The organism is Pseudomonas sp. SK3(2021) (assembly GCF_016772375.1).
GTDB classification, from domain to species: Bacteria; Pseudomonadota; Gammaproteobacteria; order Pseudomonadales; family Pseudomonadaceae; genus Aquipseudomonas; species Aquipseudomonas chlororaphis_I.
On sequence record NZ_CP061943.1, the window covers coordinates 5,833,351 to 5,851,640 of the forward strand.

Genomic DNA, 18,290 nt, shown 5'->3' on the forward strand with positions numbered 1-18,290 from the left:
CCTTATCGCAGCCTGCGGCAGCGGCTACAGGGATTGGGCTATTTCGAATAAACGGGATAGATGCGAGGCTAACGATTTTGCAACTATTGGTTACATCTTGGTGATAACCTCGCCCTATTCCACGCCCAGACCTGCCTTTCAGATGCCCAGCCAAGACCCTCTGCTGCTTCGCCATCACCGTCCGTTCATTGCTTTCTGGCTGGCGCGGATCTTCACCGCCAGCGGCTTTCAGATGCTCACCGTGGCCATCGGCTGGAACCTCTACCAACTGACCGGCAACGTGCTCGACCTGGGCCTGGTCGGGCTGGTGGAGTTCGCGCCGCGGGTGCTGTTCATGCTGCACACCGGGCATGTGGCCGACCGCTATGACCGGCGCAAGGTGGCAGCCATCTGCCAGTCGTTGCAGGCGCTGATCGCCCTGTCCCTGGCCATCGGCAGCGCCACCCACAACGTCACCCGCGAGATGATCTTCATCCTCGCCTTCCTGTTGGGCGCCGCCCGTTCCTTCGAGATGCCGACCACCCAGGCACTGCTGCCGAGCATCGTGCCCAGCGCGCTGTTCCCGCGCGCCGTGGCGGCCGCCCAGTCCGCCCAGCAATCGGCGACCATCGTCGCGCCGGCCCTTGGCGGGTTGCTCTACGCCTTTGGCAGCGTGTGGGTCTATGGCCCGACCGTGCTGCTGTATGTGATCGCCTGCTGCCTGATGCTCAACCTGCCCGCGCGGCAGACGCCGCTGAACAAGGGCAAGGCCACCCTGGATTCGTTGCTGGCCGGGGTACGCTTCATTCGCAGCCGGCCGGACATCCTCGGGGCGATCTCCCTGGACCTGTTCGCCGTGCTGCTCGGTGGTGCCACCGCGCTGCTGCCGGTGTTCGCCAAGGACATCCTGCTCACCGGCGCCTGGGGCCTGGGCCTGCTGCGCTCGGCGCCGGCGGTGGGGGCCTTGCTGATGTCGCTGTGGCTGGCGCGCTTTGCCGTCGACCGCCATGTCGGACGGGTGATGTTCACCGCCGTCGGCGTGTTCGGCGTCGCCACCATCGCCTTCGGCCTGTCGACTTCGTTCTGGTTCTCGCTCTTGGTGCTGGTGGTATTGGGCGCGGCGGACATGATCAGCATGGTGATCCGCGCCTCCTTCGTGCAGTTGGAAACCCCGGACGAAATGCGTGGCCGGGTCAGTGCCGTGAACGGCCTGTTCATCGGCGCCTCCAACCAGCTCGGCGAGTTCGAGTCCGGGCTTACCGCCCACTGGTTCGGCACCGTGCCGGCGGTGGTCCTCGGCGGGGCCGGCACCCTGCTGGTGACCGGGCTGTGGGTAAAACTGTTCCCGACCCTGGCCAGTCGCGATCGCATGCATGCGCCGCGGGAAGAAGAAGCCAAGGCCTGATTCGAGGCAGACAGGAACCTCACAGGACGTCGCCGTTGATCGTCCGATTCACGCGCTGCAATACATGTCCGCTGTGAAGAGTGTAAGGTATCGCCTTACACTCGCCGCATGATCAAATCCTTTCAGCACAAAGGCCTCAAGGCCTTCTATGAAACGGGATCGACTCGAGGGATCCAGGCCGATCATGCAAGGCGCCTGGCGCGCATGCTGCCTTTCATGGATCACGCGACAGAGCCTGACGACCTCGACCTCCCGGGATGGCGGTTGCATCCGCTCAAGGGCGAGCGTCGCGGATACTGGTCACTGACCGTATCGGGCAATTGGCGAGTGATTTTTCGTTTTACGGGTTCGGATATCGAGCTGGTCGACTATCTGGATTACCACTGAACAGGAGGCAGGATCATGCCCATGCACAACCCGCCACACCCCGGTGAAACACTGCGTGTGGATGTATTGCCCGAGTTGGGAATCAGCGTGACGGAACTGGCCAGGCGTCTTGGCTACGCCCGCCCCCATCTCTCCAAGGTGCTGAACGGCCACGCGCCGATCCGGCCGGAACTGGCGGTAAGGCTCGAACGCGCCGGAATAGGTAAAGCCAAGGTCTGGCTGGCGGTACAGGCTGACTACGATATCTGGCAGACCGAACAAACCCTGTTACCGCGCACCGAGCCCATTGCCGCTCATGTCTGCTGATCGCTAAACCAGCAACTCCCCCTCCACCACCGCCCGCCGGCTCCTGCCGCACAGTTGCTCCACCAGGGTCAAGGCGAAACTCAGGGCCGCCCCCGAGCCTTGCGCGGTGATGCAGTTGCCATCCACCACCACCGGCTGGTCGACGAAGTTGCAGCCCGACAGCTGATGGCTGGCGCTGGGCAGGCAGGTCATGCGCCGCTGGCGCAGCACCCCGTAACTCTGCAAGGCCAGAGCCGGCGCTTCGGCGATGCCGGCGAACAGGCGCCCGGCGGCGGCCTGGTCCTTGACCAATTGCATCAGCGGTTGATGGGCCGCCAGGTGCTGCGCGCCAACGGCGCCACCGGGCAGCACGATCAGGTCGAAATTCTGGGCCAGCACATCCACCAGCATGCCGTCGGCGGTCATCCGGGTGCCGCGGGCGCAGGTGAGCATGCGCCGCCCTTCGATACTGGCCACCAGCACTTCGACTTGAGCGCGGCGCAGCACATCGATCAGGGTCACGCTTTGCAGGTCGTCGACACCCTCGGCGAGGGGAATCAGGGCTCTAAAGGTCATGGGCTGTGTCCGCGATAGGGTCTTTAAAGCTTAGTCAGCTTTAAAGCCCTCCGCGTTCGGACGCTGCCGTCACTTGATGTAGATCTGCGCGCTCATGCTGTTGCCCGGCGCATTCAGCGAGGTATTGCTGAAGGTGAAGGTGCCTTCCTGCTTGCCGGCCAGGTCGAAGGTATAGATGTAGCCGACGGTGATCCCGGAATTGCCGCACGGCACCAGGCTCGAACCTTCTTCGCAGACTGCCGCGCGAGTGCCGTTGACCTCGAAGCCGTCCAGCGCCACCCGAGGTTGGCGGCCATAGCCGATTTCCAGCACATACACCTTGATGTTCGGGCCCTGGTGATCGCAAGCGGTCTTGTCGCGCCCGTCCGACACATCCTCCAGGCCGCAGGACGGCGACTCGACCTTGAGGATTTCCACCTGGCTCAAGGGCGGCGCGGACCGGGCCATGGCCGGCGCGGCTCCCAACCACAGGCTGCCGGCCACTAGCGCCAAGGTCATCGCTTTTATCGTGCTGTGCATAAGTCCCCCCCAAAACGTCGGCGCAGTATGCCCCAGTCGCCACTCGGGCAAAACATCGCCGACGATCGCAGCCATAGCCTTACGCTGCTGGTATGATGCGCGGCTTTTTCCGACCCGCACAAAATCCCCGGACGCTTTTTTATGGTCTGTGCTTTGCTGTCTGGGTCGATACATTCACGGCGCCCAACGCGCCACGGGGAGCAGACATGCTGGAAAGGCTGTTTCAACTCAAGGCACACAACACCAACGTGCGGACCGAGATTCTTGCGGGCGTCACGACCTTCCTGGCCATGGCCTACATTCTCTTCGTCAACCCGAGCATCCTCGGCGAGACCGGCATGGACAAGGGCGCGGTGTTCGTCGCCACCTGCCTGGCCGCCGCCATCGGCTCGACCGTGATGGGCCTGATCGCCAACTACCCGATCGCCCTGGCTCCGGGCATGGGCCTGAACGCCTTCTTCACCTACACCGTGGTCCTGCACATGGGCCATACCTGGCAAGTGGCGCTGGGCGCGGTGTTCATTTCCGCGGTGCTGTTCTTCCTGCTGTCGATCTTCAAGATCCGCGAATGGATCATCAACAGCATCCCGCTGCCGCTGCGCTCGGCGATCGCCGCCGGTATCGGCCTGTTCCTGGCGCTGATCGCCCTGCACAACGCCGGCATCGTGGTCGGCAACCCGGCGACCATGGTCGGCCTCGGTGATCTGAAGCAACCGGCCCCGATCCTCGCGACCCTGGGCTTCGCCCTGATCGTCGCCCTGGAAGCCCTGAAAGTCCGCGGCGCGGTACTGATCGGCATCCTGTCGGTGACCATCGTCTCCATCGCCCTGGGCTTTACCCCCTTCGGCGGCGTGACCTCGATGCCGCCCTCGCTGGCCCCGACCTTCCTGCAACTGGACATCAAGGGCGCGCTGGACATCGGCCTGGTCAGCGTGATCTTCGCCTTCCTGTTCGTCGACCTGTTCGACAACTCCGGCACCCTGATCGGTGTCGCCAAGCGCGCCGGCCTGATGGGCAAGGACGGCCACATGCCGAAAATGGGCCGGGCCCTGATCGCCGACAGCACCGCGGCCATGGCCGGTTCCCTGCTGGGCACCTCGACCACCACCAGCTACATCGAATCCGCAGCCGGCGTCAGCGCCGGTGGCCGCACCGGCCTGACCGCCATCGTCGTGGCGATCCTGTTCCTCCTGGCGCTGTTCTTCTCGCCACTGGCGGCCAGCGTCCCGGCCTTCGCCACCGCGCCTGCCCTGCTGTTCGTCGCGGTGCTGATGACTTCGGGCCTGGCGGAAATAGACTGGGACGACATCACCGTCGCCGCGCCCGTGGTGGTCACCGCCCTGGCCATGCCGTTCACCTACTCCATCGCCAACGGCATCGCCTTCGGCTTCATTGCCTGGACCGCGATCAAGCTGCTGTCGGGCCGCGCCCGTGAGTTGAACGCGCCGCTGGTGATTCTCTCGGTACTGTTTGTGATCAAGTTGGGTTGGTTCAACGCATGACTTTCGATTCCCAGGCTTACGCCACCCAGCTCGCCGACAAGGTCGCGCGCCTGCGTGAACTGCTGGCGCCGTTCGATGCCCCCGAGCCGCAGGTCTTCGATTCGCCGCTGCAGAACTTCCGCCTGCGCGCGGAGTTCCGCCTGTGGCGCGAAGCCGGCGAGCGTCATTACGCGATGTTTTCCCAGGAAGACAAACGCACGCCGATCCTGATCGAGGAGTTCCCGATCGCCAGCCAGCGCATCAATCAGTTGATGCCGCAACTCAAGGCCGCCTGGCAAGCCAGCAGCGCGTTGAGCCACAAGCTGTTCCAGGTCGAGTTCCTCACCACCCTGGCCGGCGACGCGATGATCACCCTGTGTTATCACCGCCCGCTGGACGAGCACTGGCACGCCGCGGCGAGCACGCTGGCGACCGAGCTGAACGTCAGCGTCATCGGCCGCTCCAAGGGCAAGCGCGAAGTGATCGGCCACGATTACGTGGTGGAGAAACTCGAAGTCGGCGGTCGGACCTTCAGCTACCGCCAGCCCGAAGGCGCCTTCACCCAGCCCAACGGCACGGTCAACCAGAAGATGCTCGCCTGGGCCTATGACGCCCTGGGCGATCGCCCGGACGACCTGCTGGAGCTGTACTGCGGCAACGGCAACTTCACCCTGCCCCTGGCCACCCGGGTGCGCAAGGTGCTGGCCACCGAGATCAGCAAGACCTCGGTCAACGCGGCCCTGAGCAACCTCAGCGAAAACGCGGTGGAGAACGTCACCCTGGTGCGCCTGTCCGCCGAAGAGCTGACCGAAGCCCTGAACGAAGTGCGTCCGTTCCGCCGCCTGCAGGGCGTGGACCTGAAGAGCTATGCGTTTGGCAGCGTGTTCGTCGACCCGCCGCGCGCCGGCATGGACCCGGACACCTGCGAGCTGACCCGGCGCTTCGACAACATCCTGTACATCTCGTGCAACCCGCAAACCCTGGCGGCCAACATCGCCCAGTTGCACGACACCCACCGCATCACCCGCTGCGCGATGTTCGACCAGTTCCCGTGGACCCACCACATGGAATCCGGAGTCTTGCTGACCCGGCGTTGATAACCTGCCGCGGACCACAAAAAAACCGTCCCTGCGACGGTTTTTTTGTGGCCACGCCCTATCAGGCCAACGCCTGCGCCGTCCTTATCGATGAACCGTCGCCTGGCGTGATGGAGGTCGGTTCCGCAAGCTCCGGCAACCCTAGCCAGGTGGCAAGCCATTCTTGCAGCACGGGTTTTTATTGCTGGCAGCGGCATGAACATGTTCGATCACCGAACACTTAATGACAGGACCCGCCGTCTCTCATCCAACCGCAATTGACCAAATTAACCAGTTAGTACAATTTAGCTCCAGCCGCTGGCCGCTCAAGCCGCGCCCACAATAACAACGGAGAATTCCCCTCATGCGCCCTATCGTTCTGGTGCTCAACGGCCCGAACCTGAACCTGCTCGGTACCCGCGAACCTGCCACTTACGGTCACGAGACCCTGGCCGACATTTCCGCCCAGTGCGGGCGTGCCGCCGAGGAGTTCGGCCTGACCGTGGAGTTTCGCCAGACCAACCACGAAGGCGAACTGCTGGACTGGATTCACGGCGCCCGTGGCCGTTGCGCCGGGATCCTGATCAACCCGGCGGCCTGGACCCACACCTCGGTGGCGATCCGCGATGCCCTGGTGGCCAGCGAGCTGCCGGTGATCGAAGTGCACCTGTCGAACGTCCACGCCCGCGAACCGTTCCGCCATCACTCCTTTGTCTCGGGTATCGCCCTGGCGGTCATGTGCGGCTTCGGCAGCCATGGCTACCGCCTGGCGCTGGCGCATTTCAGCCAGCGTTTTCAAGGAGCCCAGGCATGACCCAGCACAACACCGTACTGGCCGGACTGATCGGCGCCGGCATCCAGGCCTCGCGCACCCCGGCGCTGCATGAACACGAAGGCGATGCCCAGGGCCTGCGCTACCTGTACCGGCTGATCGACCTGGACCAGTTGCAACTCGACAGCAACGCCCTGCCCGACCTGCTGCTGGCCGCCGAACGCATGAACTTCACCGGGTTGAACATCACCTTTCCGTGCAAGCAGAGCATCATCCCGCTGCTCGATGAACTGTCGCCCGAGGCCCGCGGCATCGGCGCGGTGAACACCGTGGTGCTCAAGGACGGCAAGCGCGTCGGCCACAACACCGATTGCCTGGGCTTTGCCGAAGGTTTCCGTCGCGGCTTGCAAGGCGTGGCCCTGGAGCGTGTGGTGCAAATGGGCGCCGGCGGCGCCGGTGCGGCGGTGGCCCATGCGCTGCTCAGCGAAGGTGTGCAGCAGTTGAGCATCTTCGATGTGGAAAGCGCCCGTGCCCAGAGCCTGGCGGACAACCTCAACCAGCATTTCGGCCCCGGCCGGGCCAAGGCCGGCGTCGACCTGCCCGCCACCCTGGCTGCCGCCGACGGCCTGGTGAACACCACACCGATGGGCATGGCCAAGCTACCGGGCATGCCAGTGCCGGTCGAGTTGCTGCGCCCTGAGCTGTGGGTCGCGGAGATCGTCTACTTCCCCCTGGAAACCGAGCTGCTGCGCAACGCCCGCGCCCTCGGTTGCCGCACCTTGGACGGCGGCAACATGGCAGTGTTCCAGGCAGTGAAGGCGTTCGAGCTGTTCAGCGGCGTGACGCCGGATGCCCAGCGCATGCTCGCGCACTTCCAGAGCATGAATGGCTGAAAAGCGGTCGCGAGCAAGCTCGCTCCTACAAGGTTCACTCAACACCTGTAGGAGCGAGCTTGCTCGCGATCAATCGCGGGCCTGCAGGTAACGCAACACCGACTCGCAGATCATCTCGCGGTGGCGCTGCTTGATCGCCTCGTCGGGCAGGTCGATCTGGAAGATCTCGCCGAAGGTGTGGCGGTTGGACACGCGGTAGAAGCAGAACGAGCTGATCAGCAAGTGCACATCCAGCGCGTCCAGGCCGGCGCGGAACACGCCCTCGTCGGCCCCGCGCTGCAGGATCTCGCCCAGGGCATGGAGGATGGTGTTGTTCATCGCCTTGATCGCCTCGGAGCGCTTCACGTACTCGGCGTTGTGGATGTTCTCGATGCTGACGATGCGCACGAAATCGACATTGCGATCGTGGTGATCGAAGGTGAACTCCACCAGCCGGCGAATCGCATCGCGCGGCGCCAGCTCCGCCAGGTGCAGGCGGCTCTCAGTGTTGCGGATATCGCCGTAGAGCTTCTCCAGCACCTCGACGTACAGCTGTTCCTTGCTGCCGAAGTAGTAGTAGATCATGCGCTTGGAGGTGTGGATGCGCTCGGCGATAGCATCCACCCGCGCGCCGGACAGGCCCTGCTGCACGAACTCCACAATGGCTTCTTGCAGAATGTTCTCGCGGGTCTTTTCCGGGTTGTTCTTGCGACTCTTGCGTGGCTCGTTCACGGACTGCTCGGGCGCTACGGAGAGTTCTGTGGTCATTGTCATTCTGGGGCTCACGGCCATCGCTGCACACGCGGGCGATTATGGGCCGCGTCGCGCAACGAAGGAAAGCCGGATGGCGGCCCTTTGCCGCCGCCGTTACGAAACTCCTACAACTTGGCGTGTCGCACCCCGCCACTGCGGGATTTGGCCATGGCCGCCAGGCGCACCGCGACGTTCGCCGCGCCATAACCGACATAGCCATTCTTGCGCTGGATGATCTCGAAGAAGAAGCGCCCCTCGAACGGCTCGGTGTAGACGTGAAACAGCTCGCCACCCTGGGCGTCGCGGTCGTAGAGCACGTTGTAGTAGGCCAGCTCGCTGAGGAACTCGTCGTCGAAATCGAAGCGCGCCGCCAGGTCGTCGTAGTAGTTCAGCGGGATGTCCAGCAGCGGCACGCCCGCCTCCTTGGCCCGGCTGACCTCGGCAAAGATATCGTCGCAATCGAAGGCGATGTGATGCACACCCGAGCCGCCATAGCTGGACAGCGCATGGGAGATCGCGGTCTTGCGGTTCTCGGAAATGTTCAGCGGCAGACGAATGCTGCTGCACCGGCTGCGCAGCGCCCGGCTCTTCACCAGCCCGTAGGGGTCGGGCAGCACCACTTCGTCGTCCGCGGTGAAATCCAGCAGGCTCTTGTAGAACAGCACCCAGCTGTCGAGGCTGTCGGCCGGCAGCGCCATGGCCATGTGGTCGATGCGCTTGAGGCCGCCCTTGGCCACCACCCCGGGGAGCATATTGAAATCGGTGTCGTACAGGTTCCCGCCCTGCTCCTGATCCACCAGGTAGATCAGGCTGCCATCCAGCTCGCGCACGGCGGCCAGCTCCAGTTCGTTAGGGCCCACCAGCCCGCGGTACGGCTGGCCCTTGTAGGCCACCGCGCGCTCCAGTGCCTTGGCGCTGTCCTTGACCCGGATCGCCGTGGCGCACACCGAGGGGCCGTGGGCTTCGAAAAAACTGTGGGCAAAGGAATAAGGCTCGGAGTTGAGGATCAGGTTGATATCGCCCTGGCGCATCAGGCTGACGTTCTTCGAGCGGTGCTGACCGGCCCTGGCGAACCCCAGGCGTTCCAGCCAGCCGCCGAGCTTGGCGCCGAGCGCTTCGTCCACGGCGAACTCGAGGAACTCGGTGCCGCCATATTCACTGGCCGGCGGCGGCGCGAACAGCGTATCGATATTGGCCACCGGCGTGGTTTCCTGCGCCAGGCGCTGGCGGGTCTTCTCCTCGAGGTACAGCAGCGAACGCAGGCCGTCCGCGGCGTTGGCCCGCGGGGGCGCGGCGCGAAAACCGTCGTTGAAGATCTCCAGGGACAAAGGCCCGGTGTAGCCGCTCTTGATGATTGGCGCGAGGAACCCCGGCAGGTCGAAATCGCCCTGCCCCGGGAAGCAGCGAAAATGCCGGCTCCACTCCAGCACGTCCATGGCCAGGATCGGCGCGTCGGCCATCTGCACGAAGAAGATCTTGTCCCCGGGAATCTCGGCGATCGCCGCCGGGTCGCCCTTGAGCGACAGGGTGTGGAAGCTGTCGAGCAGCACACCGAGGCTTGGATGGTCGGCCTCGCGGACGATGTCCCAGACCTGTTGATAGGTATTGACGTGCCGGCCCCAGGCCAGGGCTTCGTAGCCGATCCGCAGGCCGCGGCTGCCGGCGCGCTCGGCCAGCAGGCGCAGGTCGTCCACCAGGATTTGCCGGTCGCCGACGCTGTCGGCCGCGGCATTGCTGCACACCAGCACCAGGTCGGTGCCCAGTTCCTGCATCAGGTCGAACTTGCGTTCGGCGCGCTCCAGGTTGCGTTGCAGGCGGTCGCGGCGGCAGCCTTCGAAATCGCGAAAGGGTTGGAACAAGGTGATGGCGATGCCCAGGTCCGCGCACATCTGGCGGATTTCCCGGGGGCTGCCATCGTAGTAGAGCAGGTCGTTCTCGAAAATCTCCACGCCGTCGAAACCGGCGGCGGCAATGGCTTCGAGTTTTTCCGGCAGGGTACCGCTCAAGGAGACAGTGGCAATGGAACGCTGCATGTTTCAACTCCCGGTAATGACCACAGATCGGGCGCCGTGCCTGTAGCCGCTGCCGCAGGTCCTCCAGCGCACTGAAGATCCCGCGCCCGCTTCGCGGACGATCGCAGCCTGCGGCAGCGGCTACAGGTGCACGTTTGTTATTGGATGGAGCGGATTATTGAGCCGGGCATTGCAGACAGCAATTCAAAGTGTACGAACCAGTTAGTTTTTCGTGCGATTATCGAACAAAATGGCCGTTGGCGAATTGACGATTTTTCGCCCACTGCGCACCATCGACAGCACATTGAGCCGGCACCGAACCACCGGCTTCAATCGCCAAAGACCCAGAACACACCATAAAAATTTCAAAAATCGGGTACCCCCTCATGCTTGCACTCAACGCCACACCTCTCTGCCTGGTCCTCCGGCTCTCACCTGGCCAGACCTCCAACAGCCGCCTTCAGACGGACACACTACGGCCCCTGGGCTGAACCGTGCTTGCACGCTGACCCGACCGCTTTCAAGCTTCGCGCCCGGTGCGCGTCGACCAAAGCACTCAGCCGATCGATCATCGCGCTCACCCACGGCCCGGCCGCCCAGCCGAAGATCGATCACGCGCCCTTGAGTCCCGACGAGTTGTCCCTCGTCAGTCATTGAACGGATGGCACACATGATTCCTTCTCAAAGCTCTCGCATGGCCCCGAGCCTCGGCACCGCCTCCGGCGGCATCGGCGACAAGATCCGCGGCGCCATGGCGGTCGGCAAGACCCGCTGGGGCATGCTCGCCCTGGTGTTCTTCGCCACCACCCTGAACTACATCGACCGCGCCGCACTGGGTGTGATGCAGCCGATCCTGGCCAAGGAAATGAGCTGGACGGCGATGGACTACGCCAACATCAACTTCTGGTTCCAGGTCGGCTACGCCGTCGGTTTCGTCCTGCAAGGACGGTTGATCGACCGGGTCGGCGTCAAGCGCGTGTTCTTCTTCGCCGTGCTGCTGTGGAGCCTGGCCACCGGCGCCCATGGCCTGGCCACTTCGGCCGCGGGCTTCATGGTCTGCCGCTTCATCCTCGGGCTGACCGAGGCCGCCAACTACCCGGCCTGCGTGAAGACCACGCGCCTGTGGTTCCCGGCCGGCGAACGCGCGGTGGCCACCGGCATCTTCAACGCCGGGACCAACGTCGGCGCCATGTTCACCCCGATGCTGCTGCCGTTGATCCTGCACGCCTGGGGCTGGCAGGCGGCGTTCCTGTGCATGGCCGCGCTGGGCGGAGTCTGGCTGCTGTTCTGGGGCCTGAAGTACTTCAACCCGGAAGATCACCCGAGCGTCAAACAGTCCGAGCTCGAGTACATCCAGAAGGAAGTCGAACCGGAGCAGGCGCGCGTGCCCTTCTCGCGCATCCTGCGCATGCGCGGCACCTGGGCCTTCGCCCTGGCCTACTCGATCACCGCGCCGGTGTTCTGGTTCTACCTGTACTGGCTGCCGCCGTTCCTCAACCAGCAGTACAACCTGGGCATCAACGTGACCCAGATGGGCATCCCGCTGATCATCATCTACCTGACCGCCGACTTCGGCAGCGTCGGCGGCGGCATCCTCTCGTCGTTCCTGATCGGCCGCGGGGTCAACCCGATCAAGGCGCGCCTGATGTCCATGCTGCTGTTCGCCTGCTGCATCGTCGGCGTGATCATGGCGGCCGGTGCCAGCAACCTGTGGCTGGCGGTGTTCGCCATCTCCCTGGCCATCGGCGCGCACCAGGCCTGGACCGCCAATATCTGGAGCCTGGTGATGGACTACACGCCCAAGCACATGATGAGCACGGTGTTCGGTTTCGGCGGCATGTGCGCGGCCATCGGCGGCATGTTCATGACCCAGCTGGTGGGCCATATCCTGACCGTCACCAACAACAACTACACCGTGCTGTTCACCCTGATCCCGGCGATGTACTTCATTGCCCTGACCTGGATGTACTTCATGGCTCCGCGCAAGATTCCGAAAGTGGAAGACTGACGCTTTCCTCTCGCAGGCCCGGTTCCGGGCCTGCTTTTTTTCGACGCCCGTCGATGCCACCCATGCCAGCGGTTGGCGCCCCCTTTATGAATTCCGCTCAGCGCTGGCGCTGTTGCCAGGCAGCCGCCAGGCCGCTGAGGCAGATCACCGCGATGCCCAGCTGGGTGATCGGCTGCGGCGTATGGCTGAACAACAGCCAGCCCAGCAACCCGGCAAAGACGATCTGGCAATAGCCGAACGGCGCCAGCAACGCCGGTGCCGCGTGGCGGAATGCCTGGGTCAGGAACAGGTGGGCGGTCATGCCGCAGGCCCCCAGCGCCAGCATCAGCGCGCCATGGATAAAGCTCGGCACCTGCCAGAAGAACGGCACCAGCGCGCTCATCACCAGGGTGTTGCACAAGCCGGCGAAAAAATTACTGGTGGTCGGGCTGTCGTGCTCGGCGAGCTTGCGGGTCAGCAGTTGGTAAAAGCAGAAAAACAGCGCCGAGCAGAAAGGCAGCAGCACCGCCGGGGTAAACAGGTCGCCACCCGGGTGAACGATGATCAGCACGCCGATAAAACCGCAGATCACCGCCAGCCACTGGCCCTTCGTGACCCGCTCGCCCAGCAGCGGCACCGACAGCGCGGTGACCAGCACCGGCGCCAGGAAGTTGACCGCGGTGGCTTCGGCCAGGGGGATGAACAGCAGCGCCGAGGTGAACAGCAGGCTGGTGCTGAGCAGGCACAAGGCCCGCGCCAGCTGCAGCAACGGCCTCTTGGTGCGCAACACCCGCAGGCCCGATTGCGGCAGGAAGATCCCGGCCATCAGCAGGGTATGAACCAGGTAGCGGGCCCAGACCACCATCATGATCGGATAGAACCCCGAGAGGTATTTCGACAGGGCGTCGTGACTGGCGAACAAAAAGGTCGCCACGACGACCAGCAAGATGCCCTTGAAGGGCTGGTTGACACCGGAAAGGGGTGTGCTGAGGGTCATCCGCAGGCTCTCTCAAGATAGGGTTTGTTTGTAGAAAAACAGCTTCGCGGGCAAGAACTGGGCGTCCCCCCTGCTCCTACAGAAGCCGTGCTCTTCTGGAGCGAGGCTTGCCCGCGATAGGGTCATCTGGGCTATCCATTAAATCCGGGCCAATAACGTCCGGGTCTTGTCCAGGGCCATCTGCGCCCGCTCCAGGGCACCGACGCCCTGTTCGAGCAATTTCACCGTGGGGATCTCCAGGCTCAAGGGCAGGTTGGCCGGCAGACAATGCAAGAGCCCCGCCAGGTCGCAATCGCCATCCCCGGGGAAACGCCGTTCGTTGCGGGCCTGGCGCAGGATCTCCTGCATATCGTCCGGGCGCGGGCCGGCCACGTCGCACAGCTGGGCATAACGCAGCCGTGACGGCGCGACCTTTGCCAGATCCTCCAGGCGCGAGGCCGAGCGATCGAAGTGGAACGCGTCCACCAGCACCGCGGCGTTGTCGCGGCCGGCGTTCTCCACCACCCGCACCGCCTGTTGCAGATCCCGCGCATCGGTCCAGGGCATGAACTCCAGGTGCGGGTGCAAGCCGTAGATCGACGCCAGGTCGCAAAGTTCGGCGAAGCGCTCGGTCATGCGCGCCTCGTCGGGGTCGTTGCCGGCCACCAGCAGCTCGCTGGCGCCGAACTCGGCGCCGACCGCCAGCACCGCTTCGAAATCCGCGACCCGGGTTTGCGGCTTGAGCCGCAGGATCTCCACATCCAGCACACCGACGCCGGTGTCGCGCAGACGCTCCAGGGTCTGCCGGCGCAGCTCGGCATCGGCCACCAGGGCAAAGTGATGCTCCTGCGGTGTCGCCGGCACCAGGCGCAAACCGACGTGACTGTAACCGGCACGGGCCGCGACCTCGACCATCTGCGGCGGCGAGATCTCCAGCACCGTGAGGCTGGCCAGGGACAGAATACGTTCGCTCATGCTCATCCCTCGATCAGCGCTGGGGCGCAAGCGCGACCGCTCGCCGCCGCTTCGCGGATCGCCTCGATCAGCGCCAGGGTCCGCGCCGCATCGGCCACGCTGACCAGCGGTTCGACCTCGCGCCGCACCACGTTGACGAAATGCTGCAACTGCAGGCGCAAGGCCTCGGCAGCGCTGAAAGGTTCCTCGATCGCCAGCAGCGGCCGATGCCAGCCGGCCCCGGCCTCGGCGTACTGCCAGCGCTTGAGTTGCGGAAGGCTCAGGGCGCCAGCGGTGCCGGCCAGCAAATAGCACGGCTGGTCGGCCTGGCGCGGGTACACCGGGTTCTCGCCGGAATCCAGCTCCCAGCTCCAGGGTGCCGCCACTGCGTCGGAGCCAGTCAGGCTACCCAGGGCACCGTTGGCGAATTGCAGCAGGACGGCGGCGCAATCCTCGTTGGCGAAACCGCGCACCGCATTGCTGGTGACGGCCTGCACCTGATGCACCTCACCGCACAGATGGCGCAGCAGGTCGAGGTCGTGAATCAGGTTGGTCAGCAGCATCCCCGCCCCGGGCTCACGGCGCCAGGGAGTCTCGAAATAGCTGTCGGGCTTCTGCAACTGCCAGAGCGCGGTGACCGTGGTCAGCCGGCCCAATGCCCCCGCCTGCAGCAACTCATGGGCGCGGACGATCAGCGGGTTGTGCCGACGATGATGGCCCACCAGCACTGGCACGCCGCTGCTTTTCACGGCGGCGACCAGTTCACGCGCTTCATCCAGGTGCACGCCGACCGGCTTTTCCAGCAACACCGGCACACCGGCCGCCAGACAGTCCAGGGCGGTGCCGACGTGCAGGTTGTTCGGGTTGGCGATTATCACCGCATCGGGGCGAGCCTGTTCGAGCATCTGTCGAGAGTCGGGGTAATACGCCACCTGCCACTGCGCGGCGATCCCGGCGGCTTGCGGGCCGGGATCGGCCACGGCGCAGAGAGTGGCTTCGGTCAGGGTCTTGAGGTGCTGGTAATGCTGCTGGCCCATGTTGCCGGCGCCGATCAGGGCAATGCGCAAAGGCGAGTCCAAGGCGGGATCCTCTTGTGATTGTTATCGGAACGCGAAATCTCAAATATTTAGAACCCGGTTCCACTTTCACACAAGAGCCAAACAAAATAGTGTCCGATCAGCGAACAGCTTTAAGGCTTGAGATTGTGAAGGCCCTGCGTATCTCAGCCTACGCCAGCGGCTACAGGAAATGCGCAGCCCCTGTAGCCGCTGCCGAGCAGCGCGAGGCTGCGAACAGCTCCGCAGGAGACGCAAAGCCTGCCATCGCAGTGTGCCTGGCCAGACTCGGCAGGTAGTTTCACGGCCGCTGCGCGGCCGATCGCAGCCTTCGGCAGCGGCTACAGGAAATTCTGCAGATTCAGCTGAAAAGCTCGGAAGCCTGGCTGGCGGCCGAAAGCTCATCGGCAAATTTCAACAGCAGCGGCGCCAGTTCATGCAGGCGCGCCAGCGGCATGCGCGCGCTGGGGCCAGCGATGCTCAGCACCCCGACTACTCGGCCATCGACCGGATGACGCACCACCGCGGCCACCGCCGAGGTGCCCACCGCCGAGCTTTCCTCGACCCAGGCGTAGCCCTGTTCCCGGGCCAGGCGCAGGCGTTCGAGCAGCTCGATATTCGAGCGCGGTGCGTTCGGGCCCAGGTCCGCAGGGATCTCGGCGGCCTGGCGCTCCACCAGCGACAAGGCCTCGGCATCGCTCAGGCAGGCCAGCCAGGCGTGCCCCGAAGCGGTATAGAACAACGGCGCCTCGCGCCCCATGTCGGGGTCGTAGCGCAATCCGGAACGGGCGCCCTGGGACTTGGCGATCCAGGTCTGGCGTTCGTCCTCGATCACCCCGAGACGCACCAGCTCGCCGGTTTCCTGGGCCAGCCGGTCGAGCACCGGCTGGACGATGTCCGCGCCGCTGCTGGACAGGTAGCGAAAGCCCATGGCCACCAGTTTGGTCGACAGGTGATAACGCAGGTTGTCCGGGTTCTGGCGCACGTAGCCCAGGCGGATCAGCTCCGCCAACAGCCGGTGGGTGGCGCTTTTGGGGATATCCAGCTGCTCGGCCAGGGTCTGCATCGGCAGGCCGCGGGGGTCGCTGGTAAGGCTTTCCAGAACGCTGAAGACGCGCTCGATTTGACTGCCGGCCATGGTCGGGTCCAGACGAAATTTGGCCGATTCTAGTGACAACCGGCGCAATGGGAAACACACCGCGGCATCGTTCGATAACCGCCCATAAAAACCTCGGCACGGCGCAGATGATCCTGCCCCCGCCTTGCTGCCGACTATTCGACTCCGTATATTTTTTGGAATCAAGTTCCAAAAATAATAACTGTTCGTTGAGCGGAGTTGCTTCTTCCATGCCTGCCACCGCCCCCCTGCACCACCCCGATATCGATTGCGACGTGCTGGTCGTCGGCTCCGGCGCCGCCGGCCTCTCGGCAGCCGTGACGGCGGCCTGGCATGGCCTGAAAGTCATAGTGGTGGAGAAAGACCCGGTGTTCGGCGGCGCCACCGCCTGGTCCGGCGGCTGGGCCTGGGTGCCGTGCAACCCGCTGGCGCGACGGGCCGGCATCGTCGAGGACGTGGAACTGCCGCGCACCTACCTGAAACACGAGCTGGGCGAACGCTACCAGCCAGCACTGATCGACGCCTTCCTCGAAGCCGGCCCGCGCATGGTGTCGTTCTTCGAGCGCCATACCGCGCTGCAATTCGCCGACGGCAACGCCATCGCCGATATCCACGGCGACACCCCGGGCGCCGGCACCGGCGGACGCTCGGTGATCGCCGCGCCCTACGATGGGCGCGAGGTCGGCACGCTGCTCAAGCGCCTGCGCAAGACGATGCGCGAAACCTCGTTCATGGGCATGCCGATCATGGCCGGCGCCGACCTTGCGGCCTTCCTCAACCTGAGCCGCTCGCTGCCGGCGGCCTGGCATGTGAGCAAACGCTTCGGCCGCCACCTGCGCGACCTCCTCACTCACCGCCGCGCCCTGCAACTGGTCAATGGCGTGGCGCTGGTGGCGCGCCTGGCCAAGTCGGCGCAGGACCTGGGCGTGCTGCTTTGGGAATCGGCGCCGGTCACCGAGCTGCTATGCGACGGCGACACGGTGACGGGAGCGATTGTCAGCAGCGCCGCCCGGGGTCGTATCCGTATCAAGGCCCGCAAAGCGGTGGTGCTGGCGGCCGGTGGTTTCCCCAACGACATCGAGCGGCGCAAGGCGCTGTTCCCGCGCACGCCCACCGGCCACGAGCATCTGGCCCTGCCGCCGTTGGCGGTCTCGGGCGACGGTTTGCGCCTGGGGGAAAGCGTCGGCGCCCGGGTCGATACCGACATGGCGTCGCCCGTGGCCTGGGCCCCGGTTTCCGCGGTGCCCTACAAGGACGGCAGCCGTGGGCATTTCCCGCACATCATCGAGCGCGGCAAACCGGGGATCATCGGCGTCTTGCGCAACGGCCAGCGCTTCGTCAACGAAGCCGACGGTTACTACGACTATGTGCGGGCGATGGTCGCGGCGGCGCCCGAGGGTGAAGAAGTGGCATCGTGGCTGATCTGCAGCCACGGCTTCCAGCGCCGCTATGGCCTGGGCATCTCCCGGCCCTTCCCGGTGCCCCCGGCACCCTTTATCCGCAGCGGCTACCTGAAGCGCGGCGACAGCATCGAGGAGCTGGCCCAGGCCTGCGGCATCGATGCGGAAGGCTTGCGCGCCACCCTGGCGGAATACAACCGGCATGCCCGACAAGGCCAGGACCCGCAGTTCGGCCGGGGTTCGACGCCCTACAACCGCAAACAGGGCGACCCGCGCCAGCAACCCAACCCGTGCGTGGCGCCCATCGAACAGGGGCCGTTCTACGCGGTGAAAGTCCAGCCGGGTTGCTTCGGTACGTTCGCCGGGCTCAAGGTCAACGCCCACGCCCAGGTGCTCGACGGCCTGGGCCAGGCCATCGCCGGCCTGTACGCCGCCGGCAGCGACATGGCCAGCATAATGGGCGGCCACTATCCCGCCGGCGGTATCAATCTCGGCCCGGCGCTGACCTTCGGCTACATCGCCGGTCGGCATATCGCCGGGGCCAGCGCTTACGAATAAGGTGGCAACTTCGAAAAGGGTGTGGCTCCCGAGATCGCTTGAAGGTCCTGCGGACCTTATCGCAGGCTGCGCCAGCGGCTACAGGAAGCATGGAACTCCTGTAGCCGCTGCCGAGCCCCGCGAGGC

General features: G+C 64.8%; 17 protein-coding genes. 9 read left to right on the plus strand and 8 right to left on the minus strand.

All coding sequences use genetic code 11. From position 1 onward, the window contains the following. Positions 1 to 142: 142 nt before the first annotated feature. From IF690_RS25855 to IF690_RS25865, 3 genes are all read left to right on the plus strand, one after another. A complete protein-coding gene (locus IF690_RS25855; RefSeq protein ID WP_202697986.1) occupies positions 143 to 1,384 on the plus strand; it encodes an MFS transporter in 1,242 nt (413 codons plus the stop codon). A gap of 108 nt (positions 1,385 to 1,492) precedes the next feature. After that, complete coding sequence (locus IF690_RS25860; protein WP_202697987.1) at positions 1,493 to 1,771, plus strand: type II toxin-antitoxin system RelE/ParE family toxin; 279 nt, start codon at positions 1,493 to 1,495, stop codon at positions 1,769 to 1,771. Between the two features lie 15 nt (positions 1,772 to 1,786). Then, positions 1,787 to 2,077: a HigA family addiction module antitoxin gene (locus IF690_RS25865; protein ID WP_202697988.1), complete on the plus strand. Its 291-nt coding sequence runs from the start codon at positions 1,787 to 1,789 to the stop codon at positions 2,075 to 2,077. 3 nt (positions 2,078 to 2,080) lie between these two features. On the opposite strand, the gene IF690_RS25870 is transcribed toward IF690_RS25865, so the two are convergent. Continuing rightward, on the minus strand, positions 2,081 to 2,632 hold the full coding sequence (locus IF690_RS25870; protein ID WP_202697989.1) for a DJ-1 family glyoxalase III: 552 nt from the start codon (positions 2,630 to 2,632) through the stop codon (positions 2,081 to 2,083). A 69-nt stretch (positions 2,633 to 2,701) separates the two neighbouring features. Continuing rightward, the gene (locus tag IF690_RS25875) at positions 2,702 to 3,151 is read right to left on the minus strand and encodes a DUF4879 domain-containing protein (protein ID WP_202697990.1); all 450 of its coding nucleotides are present in this window, start codon (positions 3,149 to 3,151) and stop codon (positions 2,702 to 2,704) included. Between the two features lie 206 nt (positions 3,152 to 3,357). Here IF690_RS25875 and IF690_RS25880 point away from each other — a divergent pair, with 206 nt between their 5' ends. From IF690_RS25880 to IF690_RS25895, 4 genes are all read left to right on the plus strand, one after another. Beyond that, positions 3,358 to 4,653 (plus strand): NCS2 family permease, encoded by a 1,296-nt coding sequence (locus IF690_RS25880; protein WP_009050980.1) that lies wholly within the window; start codon positions 3,358 to 3,360, stop codon positions 4,651 to 4,653. Next, entirely contained in the window at positions 4,650 to 5,729 is a 1,080-nt protein-coding gene (trmA, locus tag IF690_RS25885; protein ID WP_202697991.1) for a tRNA (uridine(54)-C5)-methyltransferase TrmA, read from the plus strand. The genes IF690_RS25880 and trmA overlap by 4 nt, the downstream gene beginning before the upstream one ends. A 343-nt stretch (positions 5,730 to 6,072) precedes the next feature. Beyond that, on the plus strand, positions 6,073 to 6,522 hold the full coding sequence (gene aroQ, locus IF690_RS25890; protein WP_053281029.1) for a type II 3-dehydroquinate dehydratase: 450 nt from the start codon (positions 6,073 to 6,075) through the stop codon (positions 6,520 to 6,522). Next, complete coding sequence (locus tag IF690_RS25895) at positions 6,519 to 7,373, plus strand: shikimate dehydrogenase (RefSeq protein WP_202697992.1); 855 nt, start codon at positions 6,519 to 6,521, stop codon at positions 7,371 to 7,373. Before aroQ ends, IF690_RS25895 begins: the two co-directional genes overlap by 4 nt. 69 nt (positions 7,374 to 7,442) lie before the next feature. On the opposite strand, the gene IF690_RS25900 is transcribed toward IF690_RS25895, so the two are convergent. Continuing rightward, positions 7,443 to 8,126, minus strand: a complete 684-nt coding sequence (locus IF690_RS25900; protein ID WP_202697993.1) for a TetR/AcrR family transcriptional regulator — start codon at positions 8,124 to 8,126, stop codon at positions 7,443 to 7,445. A 104-nt stretch (positions 8,127 to 8,230) separates the two neighbouring features. After that, positions 8,231 to 10,138 (minus strand): 3-dehydroshikimate dehydratase QuiC, encoded by a 1,908-nt coding sequence (quiC, locus tag IF690_RS25905; protein WP_202697994.1) that lies wholly within the window; start codon positions 10,136 to 10,138, stop codon positions 8,231 to 8,233. A gap of 649 nt (positions 10,139 to 10,787) precedes the next feature. Between quiC and IF690_RS25910 the strand changes: the two genes are divergently transcribed. Beyond that, positions 10,788 to 12,125 carry an MFS transporter gene (locus IF690_RS25910; RefSeq protein WP_202697995.1) on the plus strand — a complete coding sequence of 446 codons (1,338 nt, stop codon included), beginning with the start codon at positions 10,788 to 10,790 and terminating at the stop codon, positions 12,123 to 12,125. 97 nt (positions 12,126 to 12,222) lie between these two features. Here IF690_RS25910 and IF690_RS25915 read toward each other — a convergent pair whose 3' ends face one another. From IF690_RS25915 to IF690_RS25930, 4 genes are all read right to left on the minus strand, one after another. Continuing rightward, positions 12,223 to 13,101, minus strand: a complete 879-nt coding sequence (locus IF690_RS25915) for a DMT family transporter (RefSeq protein ID WP_202697996.1) — start codon at positions 13,099 to 13,101, stop codon at positions 12,223 to 12,225. 138 nt (positions 13,102 to 13,239) lie between these two features. Continuing rightward, positions 13,240 to 14,055 (minus strand): sugar phosphate isomerase/epimerase family protein, encoded by an 816-nt coding sequence (locus IF690_RS25920; RefSeq protein ID WP_202697997.1) that lies wholly within the window; start codon positions 14,053 to 14,055, stop codon positions 13,240 to 13,242. A gap of 2 nt (positions 14,056 to 14,057) precedes the next feature. Further along, the gene (locus IF690_RS25925) at positions 14,058 to 15,113 is read right to left on the minus strand and encodes a Gfo/Idh/MocA family protein (protein WP_202697998.1); all 1,056 of its coding nucleotides are present in this window, start codon (positions 15,111 to 15,113) and stop codon (positions 14,058 to 14,060) included. 337 nt (positions 15,114 to 15,450) lie between these two features. Then, a complete protein-coding gene (locus IF690_RS25930) occupies positions 15,451 to 16,227 on the minus strand; it encodes an IclR family transcriptional regulator (RefSeq protein ID WP_124309623.1) in 777 nt (258 codons plus the stop codon). Between the two features lie 209 nt (positions 16,228 to 16,436). On the opposite strand from IF690_RS25930, the gene IF690_RS25935 reads away from it, so the two are divergent. Beyond that, the gene (locus IF690_RS25935; RefSeq protein WP_202697999.1) at positions 16,437 to 18,164 is read left to right on the plus strand and encodes an FAD-dependent oxidoreductase; all 1,728 of its coding nucleotides are present in this window, start codon (positions 16,437 to 16,439) and stop codon (positions 18,162 to 18,164) included. The last annotated feature ends 126 nt before the right edge of the window (positions 18,165 to 18,290 follow it).

Bases quoted from the DNA above. Each gene is read 5' to 3' on its own strand.
- trmA (WP_202697991.1), top strand. From the start codon at position 4,650: ATGACTTTCGATTCCCAGGCTTACGCCACCCAGCTCGCCGACAAGGTC.
- IF690_RS25860 (WP_202697987.1), top strand. From the start codon at position 1,493: ATGATCAAATCCTTTCAGCACAAAGGCCTCAAGGCCTTCTATGAAACG.
- IF690_RS25920 (WP_202697997.1), bottom strand. From the start codon at position 14,055: ATGAGCGAACGTATTCTGTCCCTGGCCAGCCTCACGGTGCTGGAGATC.
- IF690_RS25910 (WP_202697995.1), top strand. From the start codon at position 10,788: ATGATTCCTTCTCAAAGCTCTCGCATGGCCCCGAGCCTCGGCACCGCC.
- IF690_RS25875 (WP_202697990.1), bottom strand. From the start codon at position 3,151: ATGCACAGCACGATAAAAGCGATGACCTTGGCGCTAGTGGCCGGCAGC.
- quiC (WP_202697994.1), bottom strand. From the start codon at position 10,138: ATGCAGCGTTCCATTGCCACTGTCTCCTTGAGCGGTACCCTGCCGGAA.
- IF690_RS25865 (WP_202697988.1), top strand. From the start codon at position 1,787: ATGCCCATGCACAACCCGCCACACCCCGGTGAAACACTGCGTGTGGAT.
- aroQ (WP_053281029.1), top strand. From the start codon at position 6,073: ATGCGCCCTATCGTTCTGGTGCTCAACGGCCCGAACCTGAACCTGCTC.
- IF690_RS25915 (WP_202697996.1), bottom strand. From the start codon at position 13,101: ATGACCCTCAGCACACCCCTTTCCGGTGTCAACCAGCCCTTCAAGGGC.
- IF690_RS25855 (WP_202697986.1), top strand. From the start codon at position 143: ATGCCCAGCCAAGACCCTCTGCTGCTTCGCCATCACCGTCCGTTCATT.
- IF690_RS25895 (WP_202697992.1), top strand. From the start codon at position 6,519: ATGACCCAGCACAACACCGTACTGGCCGGACTGATCGGCGCCGGCATC.
- IF690_RS25880 (WP_009050980.1), top strand. From the start codon at position 3,358: ATGCTGGAAAGGCTGTTTCAACTCAAGGCACACAACACCAACGTGCGG.
- IF690_RS25935 (WP_202697999.1), top strand. From the start codon at position 16,437: ATGCCTGCCACCGCCCCCCTGCACCACCCCGATATCGATTGCGACGTG.
- IF690_RS25900 (WP_202697993.1), bottom strand. From the start codon at position 8,126: ATGACAATGACCACAGAACTCTCCGTAGCGCCCGAGCAGTCCGTGAAC.
- IF690_RS25930 (WP_124309623.1), bottom strand. From the start codon at position 16,227: ATGGCCGGCAGTCAAATCGAGCGCGTCTTCAGCGTTCTGGAAAGCCTT.
- IF690_RS25870 (WP_202697989.1), bottom strand. From the start codon at position 2,632: ATGACCTTTAGAGCCCTGATTCCCCTCGCCGAGGGTGTCGACGACCTG.